The 13,142-nt window shown below is 38.1% G+C and carries 15 protein-coding genes; 12 read left to right on the plus strand and 3 right to left on the minus strand.

Going from position 1 to position 13,142, the window contains the following annotated elements; genetic code table 11:
• Positions 1 to 89 precede the first annotated feature (89 nt).
• Positions 90 to 464: a rhodanese-like domain-containing protein gene (locus CR194_RS02025; RefSeq protein ID WP_110607966.1), complete on the minus strand. Its 375-nt coding sequence runs from the start codon at positions 462 to 464 to the stop codon at positions 90 to 92.
• Positions 465 to 653: 189 nt separating this feature from the next.
• Here CR194_RS02025 and CR194_RS02030 point away from each other — a divergent pair, with 189 nt between their 5' ends.
• From CR194_RS02030 to CR194_RS02045, 4 genes are all read left to right on the plus strand, one after another.
• The gene (locus CR194_RS02030; protein ID WP_110607967.1) at positions 654 to 1,484 is read left to right on the plus strand and encodes a lipoate--protein ligase family protein; all 831 of its coding nucleotides are present in this window, start codon (positions 654 to 656) and stop codon (positions 1,482 to 1,484) included.
• Between the two features lie 483 nt (positions 1,485 to 1,967).
• A complete protein-coding gene (locus CR194_RS02035) occupies positions 1,968 to 4,523 on the plus strand; it encodes a vitamin B12-dependent ribonucleotide reductase (RefSeq protein WP_408640733.1) in 2,556 nt (851 codons plus the stop codon).
• Between the two features lie 146 nt (positions 4,524 to 4,669).
• Entirely contained in the window at positions 4,670 to 5,098 is a 429-nt protein-coding gene (mntR, locus tag CR194_RS02040; RefSeq protein WP_110607969.1) for a transcriptional regulator MntR, read from the plus strand.
• 212 nt (positions 5,099 to 5,310) lie between these two features.
• Positions 5,311 to 6,201, plus strand: coding sequence for a patatin-like phospholipase family protein (locus tag CR194_RS02045; RefSeq protein ID WP_110607970.1), 891 nt, complete (start codon positions 5,311 to 5,313; stop codon positions 6,199 to 6,201).
• Positions 6,202 to 6,216: 15 nt separating this feature from the next.
• Here CR194_RS02045 and CR194_RS02050 read toward each other — a convergent pair whose 3' ends face one another.
• Positions 6,217 to 7,023: a hypothetical protein gene (locus CR194_RS02050; protein WP_110607971.1), complete on the minus strand. Its 807-nt coding sequence runs from the start codon at positions 7,021 to 7,023 to the stop codon at positions 6,217 to 6,219.
• A gap of 120 nt (positions 7,024 to 7,143) precedes the next feature.
• Positions 7,144 to 7,524, minus strand: coding sequence for an SA1362 family protein (locus tag CR194_RS02055; protein WP_110607972.1), 381 nt, complete (start codon positions 7,522 to 7,524; stop codon positions 7,144 to 7,146).
• A gap of 354 nt (positions 7,525 to 7,878) precedes the next feature.
• Here CR194_RS02055 and CR194_RS02060 point away from each other — a divergent pair, with 354 nt between their 5' ends.
• The 8 genes from CR194_RS02060 to spoIIIAC all read left to right on the plus strand — a co-directional run bounded on the left by CR194_RS02060 (position 7,879) and on the right by spoIIIAC (position 13,132).
• Positions 7,879 to 8,406, plus strand: coding sequence for a YqhR family membrane protein (locus tag CR194_RS02060; RefSeq protein ID WP_199228112.1), 528 nt, complete (start codon positions 7,879 to 7,881; stop codon positions 8,404 to 8,406).
• Positions 8,407 to 8,508: 102 nt separating this feature from the next.
• On the plus strand, positions 8,509 to 8,943 hold the full coding sequence (gene aroQ / locus CR194_RS02065; RefSeq protein WP_233254193.1) for a type II 3-dehydroquinate dehydratase: 435 nt from the start codon (positions 8,509 to 8,511) through the stop codon (positions 8,941 to 8,943).
• Positions 8,940 to 10,010, plus strand: a complete 1,071-nt coding sequence (locus tag CR194_RS02070; RefSeq protein ID WP_110607975.1) for a M24 family metallopeptidase — start codon at positions 8,940 to 8,942, stop codon at positions 10,008 to 10,010. The genes aroQ and CR194_RS02070 overlap by 4 nt, the downstream gene beginning before the upstream one ends.
• Positions 10,011 to 10,042: 32 nt before the next feature.
• Positions 10,043 to 10,600 carry an elongation factor P gene (gene efp / locus CR194_RS02075; RefSeq protein ID WP_110607976.1) on the plus strand — a complete coding sequence of 186 codons (558 nt, stop codon included), beginning with the start codon at positions 10,043 to 10,045 and terminating at the stop codon, positions 10,598 to 10,600.
• 220 nt (positions 10,601 to 10,820) lie between these two features.
• Positions 10,821 to 11,228: a hypothetical protein gene (locus tag CR194_RS02080; protein ID WP_110607977.1), complete on the plus strand. Its 408-nt coding sequence runs from the start codon at positions 10,821 to 10,823 to the stop codon at positions 11,226 to 11,228.
• Positions 11,229 to 11,455: 227 nt separating this feature from the next.
• The gene (spoIIIAA, locus tag CR194_RS02085; RefSeq protein ID WP_110607978.1) at positions 11,456 to 12,388 is read left to right on the plus strand and encodes a stage III sporulation protein AA; all 933 of its coding nucleotides are present in this window, start codon (positions 11,456 to 11,458) and stop codon (positions 12,386 to 12,388) included.
• Positions 12,385 to 12,897 carry a stage III sporulation protein SpoIIIAB gene (gene spoIIIAB / locus CR194_RS02090; RefSeq protein WP_158282146.1) on the plus strand — a complete coding sequence of 171 codons (513 nt, stop codon included), beginning with the start codon at positions 12,385 to 12,387 and terminating at the stop codon, positions 12,895 to 12,897. The genes spoIIIAA and spoIIIAB overlap by 4 nt, the downstream gene beginning before the upstream one ends.
• Positions 12,898 to 12,925: 28 nt before the next feature.
• Complete coding sequence (gene spoIIIAC / locus CR194_RS02095) at positions 12,926 to 13,132, plus strand: stage III sporulation protein AC (protein WP_013488303.1); 207 nt, start codon at positions 12,926 to 12,928, stop codon at positions 13,130 to 13,132.
• Positions 13,133 to 13,142: the final 10 nt, after the last annotated feature.

Consider the following 13,142-nt stretch of genomic DNA (forward strand, 5'->3'; position numbering starts at 1 on the left):
GATTTGTGGAATTTAAAAAACCTGCGTACTTACCTTGATCAAGGTGAGTACGCAGGTTTTATGATTTATGATTATTTAGGTAAAAAAGGTTACTTTTTAATTTTTCCTGACCATTTACGGAATCCACCCTTAAGTTGATTCAAGTCTTCTGCGCCTCTTTTTTTACGCAAGATTCTTGCAGCTTGAACAGTTCTGGAACCATTTTGACAATAAAGGTAAATGGGTTTATCAGGGCGAATTTCTGATTGCCGCTGTCTTAACTGCGATAAAGGAATATTTCTTGCCCCTAAAATATGTCCCGTTTTAAATTCCTTCTCTTCTCTTACGTCAATCAGCTGCGCTTTTCGGTAATTTTGTTTAAATTCTTCTTGATCCAAGGATTTCAAGTATTTTGGTTTCTTCATCCTTAAAAGAAGAATGGCAACAAGCGCAACAGTTACAACAATTAACAGCCAAATCTCCATGATGTCACTCCTTTATCTCTCTAATATATTAATGAGTATTCACTCAGCTGTTCGCTAAGTCTTGTCCATCCTCTATAAATGATAAACGTAAAATTGATAATTGGCAACGGTTGAAAAAAATCATTTTGTATTTAACTAGTGATTTCGTTATGATATGTAAATGGAATAACAAAGCAGGGGGGAAGTCTAATGGAAACGTGGTATTTTATTGATTCTAAAGAACAGCATCCAGCTTACAATATGGCATTAGATGAAAAGTTAATGGAATGGCATCGAAATGGAGAAATTCCTCCGGTTATCCGGTTTTACGGATGGGATCCAGCTACACTGTCTGTTGGTTACTTCCAACATGTTGAAAAAGAAGTGAATTTAAATGCAGTGAAGTCCTATGATTTGGGATTCGTGCGAAGGCCGACAGGTGGGAGAGGTGTCTTACATGACGATGAACTAACCTATAGCGTCATTGTCTCAGAAGATCACTCAGCAATGCCTGAGACGGTCACAGAAGCGTACAGAGTGATTTCAGAAGGCTTGTTACAAGGGTTTCGCCATCTAAACTTACACGCAGAGTTTTCTATTCCAAGATCAGTGGAGGAGAAGCAGCGATTAAAGAACCCTAGATCTTCGGTATGTTTTGATGCACCATCTTGGTATGAGATGGTCGTAGAAGGCCGGAAAGTATCAGGTAGTGCCCAAACGAGACAAAAAGGAATTATTCTACAGCATGGATCAATTATTCTATCAATAGATGAAGAAAAACTATTTGATCTCTTTGTTTTTCCTAGCGAAAAAGTAAGGAGACGAATGCAACAAGGTTTTCATAAGAAAGCAGTAGCAATCAATGAGCTTTTAACTGAAACAGTCTCAATGAACGAGGTAAAGGAAGCATTTAAAAAAGGGTTCGAATCAGGTTTAAACATTGAACTGCAAAATTATACGCTTACAGATACCCAAGAAGCTCAAGTTCAACAGTTGGTACAAGAAAAATATGGACAGGATCGCTGGAATTATAAATGGTAGAAAGATAACGTTACGATCTCTATATTCACTTCCGTTCCAAGATGCCTCCTTTTGTGGTATTATTTCTTCTTGGTAGATTATTATTGACGGGTAGGTTTGGCGAGTTTTGTCGATAATTATTTAAGTTCAAGAAAGCCCACAGTTTCAACTATTCACCGCTAAAAAAGAGGCAAGTGACAAAAATAGTCGTCTTCTGTGAATAATGATAATCTTTATCCTTATAACTCATTTTTTCTTTGATTCTCAGCCTCTTTTGGAGTTGACAAATTTCTTTATTTTTGACTGAAAATCAATATATAGTACTACATTCATAAACTACTACACTATATATTGATAAAAATAGATAGCTGTGATATATTGAAGCAAGCACAGAACGAAGCTTTACGGCAAGATGTAAAGCTTCGTTCTTTGAGTCATTTGACAACTAGATGTCGTTCATCATAGGAAATTTATATAAAGGAGCGAAAGCCTGTGACAACATTTATGTCCGAAAAGGGGATTAATGTGGATCAGCTTAATAGCGATATTGAGCAGTTCTCACAAGTATTTCCAATAACACCAGACATGAATCGGAAGCAAAGCGGTGTGTCCCGTTTAGTTATGCTAGACCGATACACTTTTAAAGACACTGAAAAAAAGACGCTAAAAGTAGGAGATTTTGTCGTTCTTACAGTAAAAGCAGATCCTAAATTTCCAGCGAGAGGATATGGCTATGTCGTTGAGCTAAATAAGGATGAAAGCCGTGCCAAGATTGCTGTAGAGGATGAATTCCTTGGAGTTTTAGATGATCCTGAAGAAAAGAAAACAGGAATTGTAGAACGTTCACTGGATACGATAGACAAGCCTTTAGAAGTGTACTACGAACAAATTGCCAAACGTAATGCCCGAGGGTTGGCAGAAGTTGAAACAGATCCGGTTAAACGAGAAGAGTCGTTTGAGAAGTTCTATCACGAATTAGTGAATATGAATTTTGTTCCTGCAGGAAGAGTTCTCTACGGAGCGGGGGCTGAAACGGATGTAACCTACTTCAACTGTTATGTTATGCCTTATATTGAAGATTCAAGAGAAGGAATTTCCGAACACCGTAAGCAGGTGATGGAAATTATGAGTCGCGGAGGTGGCGTAGGAACGAACGGTTCTACTTTACGTCCTCGTAACACTTTGGCTCGAGGGGTTAACGGAAAATCGTCGGGATCGGTTTCTTGGCTTGATGATATTGCTAAATTGACGCATTTAGTAGAACAAGGCGGCTCTAGAAGAGGAGCCCAAATGATCATGTTAGCGGACTGGCATCCAGATATACTCGAATTCATCATTTCTAAAATGCAGAACCCAAGAATTCTGCGGTACTTATCTGAAAACAGTGAAGACCCCCAAATCAAGCGATTAATTCAAGAAAAATTAAAATTCACACCTTTAACTGAACTTGAAGAAGCGATGTATCAAAGCATCGTCAATTACAAGAGTATCGAAGGTCAAGGTGGATTTGATCCGAAGATTATCGCTGAAGCACAGGAGAAATTAAGAACTGGCGGCACATACTCTGTCAATAATTCTGAGTTCTTAACAGGGGCAAACATTTCAGTTTGCATCACAAAAGAATTCATGGAAGCTGTTGAAAATGATGCTGATTATACATTGAGATTCCCAGATGTTGAGAACTATACGAAAGAAGAAATGGAAGCTTATAACCGTGATTGGCAAAAGTATGGAGATGTTCGACAATGGGAAGCATTAGGTTTCGGCATTAGAACGTACCGGAAGATCAAAGCTCAAGAATTATGGAATCTGATTAATATTTGTGCAACATACTCTGCTGAACCTGGAATCTTCTTTATTGATAATGCTAATGAAATGACCAATGCTTCAGCTTATGGTCAAAAAGTCGTAGCGACAAATCCATGTGGCGAGCAACCACTTGCACCATATAGTGTCTGTAATTTAGCAGCGGTAAATTTAGCCGAAATGGCCAATAAAGAGAATAAAGTCGTCGATTTCGAAAAGCTGAAGCAAACTGTCGCAACAGGTGTCCGTATGCAAGACAACGTCATAGATGCCACTCCGTATTTCTTAGAGGATAATACGAAGCAGGCTAAAGGTGAGCGTCGTGTAGGGCTTGGTGTCATGGGACTTCATGACTTGCTTATTTATACAGAAACCGTCTATGGTTCTGAGGAAGGCAATGACCTTGTGGACAAAGTATTTGAAACTATCGCAACGACTGCTTATCGCACAAGTATCGAATTAGCTAAAGAAAAAGGAAGCTTTCCCTATCTAGTGGGGGCCAATGAGAAAGAAACAGAACATCTTCGGGAAAAGTTCGTTGAAACAGGTTATATGAAGAAAATGCCAGAAGATATTATTGAAGGCGTTAAAGATTACGGCGTTCGAAACTCTCACCTATTAACAGTAGCACCTACAGGGTCTACTGGCACGATGGTAGGAGTTTCCACTGGTCTTGAGCCCTATTTTTCCTTTTCATATTATCGTAGTGGCCGCTTAGGAAAGTTTATCGAAGTAAAAGCACAAATTCTTCAGGAATATTTGGACAAGCATCCTGAAGTTGATCCTAATGTCTTACCAGAATGGTTTATTTCCAGTATGGATCTCGCTCCAGAAGCCCATGCAGATGTTCAATGTGTGATTCAGAGATGGGTAGACAGTTCTTTAAGTAAGACCGTTAATGCTCCTAAAGGTTATACGGTGGATCAAGTCAAGAGCGTGTATGAACGCCTCTATAAAGGTGGTGCCAAAGGTGGTACCGTCTATGTGGATGGTAGTCGAGATTCTCAAGTATTAACACTGAAAGCCGAAGACAACGACGAATATACCGTTGACCTTACTGGTGGAGAAGCTAAAGACGAACAGAAGAAGCAAGTGGTTCTTATAGACACAATTGCAGATCTTCGTTCTACTTCCGTAACATATGGAAGTGAAGTGGGCGATACGTGTCCTGTTTGTCGAAAAGGAACAGTTGAAGATATTGGTGGATGTAATACATGCACGAATTGCAGCGCCCAACTAAAGTGTGGATTATAATTATCCAAAATGAAGAAAGCCTTAAGCAGTTCAATGCTTAAGGTTTTTTTATGTCAGCCTGTAGAGTGTCTTTTGTTTTTATAGTATAATTTGAATTATATTCCCAAAACGAGCAGACAGTTGAAACAAATTTGGAGGGGACCCTAATGCCGACACCAAGCATGGAAGACTATTTAGAACGAATATATATACTCATTGAAGAAAAAGGTTATGCTAGAGTTTCTGATATTGCCGATGCACTCGAGGTCCATCCATCATCTGTGACAAAAATGGTTCAAAAATTAGATACCCAAGAATATTTAGTTTATGAAAAATATCGTGGATTAATCTTGACGGCGAAAGGAAAGAAGATAGGTAAACGATTAGTTTACCGTCATGATCTTTTAGAGGAATTCATGAGAATTATTGGAGTGAACGAAGACGGTATTTATCAAGATGTTGAAGGAATTGAGCATCATTTAAGTTGGGATGCGATTGATAGAATTGGCGATCTTGTTCAGTACTTTGAAGAAAATCCTAAACGGGTAAAAGATCTAAAACAAGTTCAAAAACGAAACGATGATATAAATCAGTAAAAAGGGTGAATTGGGTTTTTAAATCCAATCCACCCTTTTGTTTTAATGGGAGCATATTCAAAAGGAACTTCTTTCTAAACCTCTTTCACATGATATTTCGTAATGATCTGAATCCCCGACGTATCATTCTTCACCTACTTAAATTCAGTAGTACTGTGGGTATGAAATAAGCTGTTGTTAAATAAACATGAACGAAGAGGGGGAATCATTTGATGAAAGTAGACGCAGTTTTTGCTGGAGGAGGAGTGAAGGCTCTCGCTTTCTTAGGAGCCTTGCAAGCATTAAATGAGCGAAATATCGAACTTGAAAGACTGGCTGGTACGAGCGCAGGAGCAGTAACAGCGGCATTTCTCAAAGCAGGGTATCGTGCAGATGAAATCTTTCAGTTATTCAACGACACAGACTTAAAACAATTTCTAGATCCAAGAGCTATTGTTGACGTATTTCCTTTTTTGAAATGGATGGCTTTATATAGGCGTATGGGTCTTTATAGAGGTGATGCGTTTGAAAGCTGGTTAAAGAATGCATTAAAGAAAAAAGGGATTCAAACATTCGGTGATTTGCCAGAAGGAAGTTTGAAAATGGTCGCATCAGATATTACAAATGGAAGGTTAATCGTACTACCTGATGATCTTTCTCGTTACGGTATAGAGCAGCGGTCTTTCTCTGTTGCTAAGGCGGTGCGAATGAGTGCCAGTTTGCCATTCTTCTTTGAACCGGTAAAGTTAAAAAATCAACAAGGGCAAGTATCACTTATTGTTGACGGGGGTGTATTAAGTAACTTCCCTATATGGCTCTTTATGAGAAAAGGTCAATTAAAAAGGCAGAGGCCTGTCTTAGGATTGCGTCTGTCTCCGGAATACGACAAAATCCCACCTAGAGAGATAAAAAATGGATTATCGTTTCTACAATCGATGTTCCACACGATGAGCTCTGCCCATGATCAGCGTTATGTGGCAAAAATTCACGCGAAAAATATTATATTTATCCCTGTCGAAGGTTTAGGTGCCACAGAATTTCATATGTCCAAAAAAGAAAAAGAGAAGCTTATCCAGTTAGGAAGAGCTTCCACAGAATCTTTTTTAGCTAAATGGACTTATTAACAATATACGAAGTCGTTAAAAAATTTCGCGACTCTTTCCTTGTTGATCTGCTATTTTCATGAACACGAGCAATGCAGGGACAATGAAGGAGATCCATAAACCTGCAAGAGTACCTATGATTAGAAACATGAACGGAAAAGAGATTGAGAGCATGATAAAGATCAAGTAGCCCATAATTAACCCAAAAGCTCCAACCATTAAAGACAATAATTTGGTTGTGACTGAACTGCCCTTGATACTTAACCTGACCTTGAACTGTTCACTTGTCACCCCAATACCAACACCTAGTAAGATCCCTGGGAGTACAAGGAAAGCTGTATCCGGAAATATTAATCCTGCAATAAACAAAGGTAATATGATGGCAAAAGTAAATAAATAAGGTTCAGGCATAGCCCCCATCCAATCCAAACTTCGGTAGAACATATAGCTAATAAATCCGCCGATTAAAATACCTCCTACAATCGAAAAAACGGGACTCCCTTGGATAAATAAATAACTTATACTAATAACCATTGGTGGAAATAAACAAAGAACCACTTCTCTCTTTCGCTGGACTAGTGGAATGAAAAAAGAAAATAATGTCATGGATGCTTGAATATGCGGATGGGTTAACGGTAGAAGTTGATCTTCTGTATTCAAGTAAGGAAAATACATGGTTATAACAAAGCCGAAGGAAAGAGAGAGAATAGTTAAATAGAGAATTTGGAAACCAATGCGCTTACTAATGGTCCAATAGATCATTCCAGCAATGATTAAAAAACTGAGCAATAACCACTCTGACCAAATACCATGTGTTAAATAAGGATTCTGTATGTCGTTCAATTCTCTCACTCCTCTCCAGTAATAAGGATCAACCGACTAGTTTGAATTAGAATATTCGTTGTCACCTGAAAGTATAAAAAATGAGAAGATTTCCTGAAGATAAAGAAAAAAACCAAGCGTTTAAAATAATGCTCGGCTCTTTTTCTTGTTCTTTTTTCCTTCGATCACTGTCAGTTTCACATCAGACTGTCGTTTAACTAAAGGTCTTGTAGTGTGTTTCTTTTTTTCTTTTTGTTTAGATGAGAAGGAGGCGGGCTTTTTTCTTTTAGGAGAAGCTTTTTGCGCGTAAACACCTTTTTGTGGCGGGTAAGATGTTTGATTACGCATCAACCTTGGCATAATAAAATGCTTAAATGCGAGAAGGATGACTGCAACAACTCCGATTGTGACCAAAATTTGAGTGGCAAAACCAACGGGGTTTGAGAATAATTGATAACCAATTCCAATGACTGCCAAACTAAGGAGAGTCACGACAACAGGGTGAAAAGAATGACGAAACATGTTTACACACCTCCATTCTTAGTTTTAGTTAATCTAATAAGTAGGATCATCTCATAAAACATGTATCTGAAAAAGGTTTCGTGAAGCTTTTCTATATCCTATTCGAAATTCGGCGTCGGATTCTAACTTTCTATAATTGAAATGAAAGGTATTCCAGCTAAAAGTTAATATAAAGAATCTCTCTACACTGTTACATAAACTTTTACTCCCAGAAAATGCTTCTATGTGTATACTATTCTACACGAATAGTAGCATTCCCTCTATATGTCCATAGATTTATGCTATTAATATTCCCTATTTAACATGAGTTTACACATAACAATCATAGAAGAATGAGTCATAAAAACTTGGATTATGGTAAAAATAACATCCGAGGTGATTAACATGGGGAATTTAGAACAGGACCAAAAAGAAGAGAGTGTGTCGTTTCAATCAACTGTAGCATTAATAGGGTTTGTTGGTGGGACCTTATGGAGTTTTATAGGATATCTTGCATATTATTTCAGCTTTACGAAGTTCGGACCTTCCATTATTTTAATGCCTTGGGCGTTAGGAGATTGGAAACACGATCTACTGGGACAATGGATTGGAATATTAGTTATCGGAATATTGTCGATCGGGATCGCTTTTATGTATCGACTGATTTTTGCGAAAGTAAATCAAGTTTGGCCAGGAATTCTTTTCGGAATCGCCTTATGGTTGATTGTATTTGGATTCTTGCACCCTCTGTTTGAAGAGATGGAACCTATTTTGCGTTTAGACTTGAATTCACTCGTAACCACGCTGTCACTATACATTATTTACGGGTTATTTATAGGGTATTCTGTATCGTATGAATACCACGAAAGAACGGTTCATGAAGGGGAAACTATTCAAGATTAGGGTCATGTGGTAGAATGTTCTATGGAGCATTCTCTTTTTTTGCTCAAAAAGAAGACGAAGTTGCTTAACGTTTTCTTTGGGAAAGAAAAGGAGGAGAAAAAATTGAACATTCTTATACTAAATGGACCCAATTTGAACCGTTTAGGCCAAAGAGAGCCAGATGTCTATGGTTCAAATACTTTGACAGATCTTGAAAAAGGTTTGAAAACATTCGGAAACCAACATGGTGTGACAATAGAAAGTAAACAATCAAATTGGGAAGGTCAGATCATTGATTGGCTGCACGAGGCGGAAAAAAAAGCAGATGGCATCGTGATAAACCCTGGAGCCTTTACTCATTATAGTTATGCAATAAGGGACGCGGTTGCAAGTATTGATATTCCGGTTATTGAAGTTCATATTTCCAACGTTCATGCTCGTGAGGACTTTCGAAAAACTTCAGTGATAGCTCCTGTATGCAAAGGACAAATTAGCGGTTTCGGCTTTTCAGGTTATGAAATGGCCATTGATTATTTTTTGAGGAGGCATAAATCATGAATCGTCTAACCAAATTAACAGAGCAATTTGAAACAAACGGTATTGATGGAATGTTAATTACTAGTAATTATAATCGCAGATATTTAACAGGATTTACTGGAACAGCAGGTGTTGCTCTCGTGTCCGCTAAGGAAGCGAAATTTATTACAGACTTTCGTTACGTCGATCAAGCTCAGACTGAAACGGAAGGCTTTGATATCATTCAGCATACCGCACCGATCCATGAAGAAGTGGCAAAACAAGCTATAGAAATGGGCATTAAGCGTCTAGGATTTGAAAAAGATCATATGACTTATGGCCAATATGATACATATAATAAAGTTTTAGAAGGCGCTTTGATTCCTGTCAGTGGATTGGTGGAAAATATGCGTCTGATTAAGACTTCTGAGGAACTTACGATTATTCAAGAGGCAGTGGATATTGCAGATGCAGCATTCCACCATATCCAGTCTTACATACGCCCAGGAGTGAAAGAGATAGATGTTTCTAATGAACTTGAATTCTTCATGAGAAAACAAGGAGCTGTTTCATCATCATTTGATATCATCGTCGCTTCTGGTTACCGATCTGCCCTACCTCATGGGGTAGCTACTGATAAAGTGATTGAAAGTGGAGAATTGGTGACTTTAGATTTCGGAGCATACTACAAAGGGTATTGTTCTGATATTACTAGAACGGTTGCAGTAGGCGTTCCAAACGAAGAATTAAAAGCTATCTACAATACAGTATTAGAAGCTCAGTTGAAAGGCGTTGAAGGGATTAAACCCGGAATGACTGGAAAAGAGGCTGATGCTTTGACGAGAGACTACATTACTGATAAAGGGTATGGCAAGTATTTTGGTCATTCCACTGGACACGGAATGGGACTAGAAGTTCATGAAGGACCAGGATTGTCGTATAAATCTGACCGAAAACTAGAGCCTGGAATGGTGGTCACTGTAGAACCAGGCATTTATGTGGCAGGTGTTGGTGGTACTAGAATAGAAGACGATATCGTTATTACTCAAGATGGAAATAGAATTATGTCCAAATCGACAAAAGAGTTGTTAATTCTCGGCGAAAAATAAGAATTTGATTTGAAAAACAAGGAGGAAAAAACATGATTTCTGTTAACGATTTAAAGACAGGTTTAACGGTGAAAGTAGACAACGATATTTACCAGGTTATTGATTTCCAACACGTAAAGCCAGGCAAGGGAGCGGCTTTTGTTCGAACTAAATTAAGGAATATGCGAAATTCTAACATACAGGAAAAAACTTTCCGTGCCGGTGAAAAAGTAGAAAAAGCCCATATGGAAAATAGTAAAATGACTTACTTATTTTCAAGCGGCGATGTCCACTCTTTTATGGATACAAGCTCTTATGAACAATTGGAATTAACTGGTGATCAGATTCGTGATCAACTAAAGTATTTAAAAGAAAATATGGAAGTTCAAGTGTTGCAGTATCAAGATGAGATTTTGGGAGTGGAAGTTCCTCAATCAGTAAAATTAACCGTAACAGAAACTGAGCCTGGAATAAAAGGGGATACAGCTTCTGGTGGTACAAAGCCAGCAACGGTTGAAACAGGTCTTACAGTACAAGTCCCGTTCTTTGTAAACGAAGGTGATGTATTAATTATTGATACTCGCGAAGGAAAATATGTGTCAAGAGGATAAATTATTGGAAACACACGTATAGATCATCATCTATGCGTGTGTTTTTAGTTGGCAAAAGAAAATCAACTTTTATTTTCAGGGTGGCCCCTATATGAATTTATTCATTCATAATCTAAAGTGAATGAATAATAAGAAAAGCTAAATCTTTAGGCATAAAACTTTCGCAATTTTCTAAATTCCTGTAAAGTAATGGATAACAACAAGCGAAAGGGTGGTTTGGTTGGAAAAGAAGCAGATAACCATTTCTGAAGATGTGTCGGCCAGTTACTATAACTTTTCCGAGTATGTTGTTTGTGTAGAAGTAACGAAGAAAAATCAATCTTTAGGTTCATTCTGTTCAGATCTCAGGCAGTTCGAGGAGTGGGACGAAGATGAAGTTATCCAACTTGTAAAGACCCACATTGTCCAAGTAGAAAATTCTCAAAGCCATGCTAATGATTATGAACAGCATTTAGAAAATGGGTTGCAAATCAAGTATCATAAGCATTGGGAAGATTTTTATTGTGTAGAAGTTTTTGATCAAGGGAAGGAGATCGGTTCTTTTTGTGCAGACAGGTCTTCTTTTGAAGAATGGATGGAAGATGATCAACAACTTACGGAAGTGATTAAATCACAGCTGAAATCTTGAACTGTATGACGAGTGTGTCTTGGTAAACTAAATAAGGAAAGCCACTAAAAAATCCGCCAGATCGGTGAAGGAATCGATCTGGCGGATTTTTTATGCTTTTATTAAGCTCAGCCGTTCTGTCCTAATCTTATTGTAAGCTCTTTAGTCATAAATAGGACATGATCACATATATTTTTTGTAGACAACCTTTGTTAATCAAGTCTCAAGACGAAAAGAGGTTACTCGCAATGGATGAAATTCTCCGCATCGTGCCTAAATCAATTCGAGAATTTGTAGAAAGGGATTGTATCAACGAAACAACTAGTATTGAGGAAATACGATTAAGAGTTGGTCGACCTGTAGAAATTGTACGAACTGGCCGAAACCAGCTTGCTAAGCGAATACAGCCACCCGTGTTTTCAAAAAACGATGCATCGCTCATGATGGGGCTTTTGAGTCAGCACTCTTTGTACAGACTTGAAGAAGAGTTAAGACGAGGCTATATCACCATTGCAGGAGGACACCGTGTCGGAATAGCCGGTCGTGTCGTTGTTGAGCATGGTGAGGTAAAAGGACTTCGAGAGATCGGCTCATTTAATATCCGAGTGGCTAAAGAAAAAAAGGGTGTCTGTGCTCCTTATATTAAAGAAATCTATAAAAATGGAAAATGGTTAAATACGCTCATCGTTGGTCCTCCTAAAACAGGGAAAACCACTTTATTACGAGATGTAGCGCGTCACATTAGCGAAGGAGTACTGGAAAAAAATATAGCTGCTCAAAATGTTGCCATAGTGGATGAAAGGTCTGAAATTGCCGGATGCATACATGGAGTTCCACAGCATCAATTCGGAATGAAAGTAGACGTCTTAGATGCTTGTCCTAAAGCTGAAGGAATGATGATGATGATCCGTTCTATGAGTCCTGATGTTCTTGTTGTAGATGAAATTGGACGGGAGGATGATGGGAAAGCATTGATGGAAGCGGTATATGCTGGAGTAGCTGTGATCGCCACGGTTCATGGTACATCTCTCAGTGAAGTAAAGCAAAGACCAATGATAAGACAATTAATTGATCATTGCGCATTTCATCTTGTCATTGAATTAACAGAGGTAGCAAAAAAAGGGAAATGCAAAAACTTATTACCATCTTCGTTAAAAACCAATCAGGGGATACGGTTATGATTTGGCTAGGAGCTTCTTTCATTATTTTTGCTTCTGCTTTTAGTGGCATGGAGTTTGCTAAACGGCTTGAACGAAGAACAAATTTATTGAGACACATCAAGGTTGCTTTAGAGACCTTGGATACTGAAATTGCATTCGCTATGATGCCCTTAGCTGAAGCTTTTGATCAAGTGTCGAGACAACTTCCTCCACCTGTAAGAGAATTTTTTTATGAAGTAGCTTTGAAATTGAAAAACGAAGAAACGTCAGCTTTTCAAGCATGGGAAGAGGTATTGGTTAAATGGATGGAAGATGTGGATTTAGAGGAGAAAGACATTGAAATATTAAGACAATTCGGGCAAACGCTCGGTAAACAGGATATACAAGGGCAAAGAAAACAAATAAAACTTACTCAATCTTATTTAGATCACATGGAAAAAACGGCCATCGATGCTCAGAAAAAATATCAATCAATGTATCGAAGTCTCGGATTATTAGGAGGTATACTGCTTGTTATTATGTTGCTTTAATTCAAGTGTGACGTAAGGAGGAGACCAATTGAATTATGATGTGAGTTTGATTTTTCAAATAGCAGGAGTTGGCATCGTCGTTGCCATGATTCATACCGTATTAAAACAGATGGGTAAAGAGGAAATCGCTAATTGGGTGACGTTAATCGCTTTTGTCGTAGTTCTATATATGGTAGCTACTGTAGTAGACGATTTATTTCAAAAAATAAGAAGCGTATTTCTATTTCAAAGCTAAAGGGAGGGGT

It is taken from the genome of Salipaludibacillus keqinensis (genome assembly GCF_003226325.1).
GTDB lineage: Bacteria > Bacillota > Bacilli > Bacillales > Salisediminibacteriaceae > Salipaludibacillus > Salipaludibacillus keqinensis.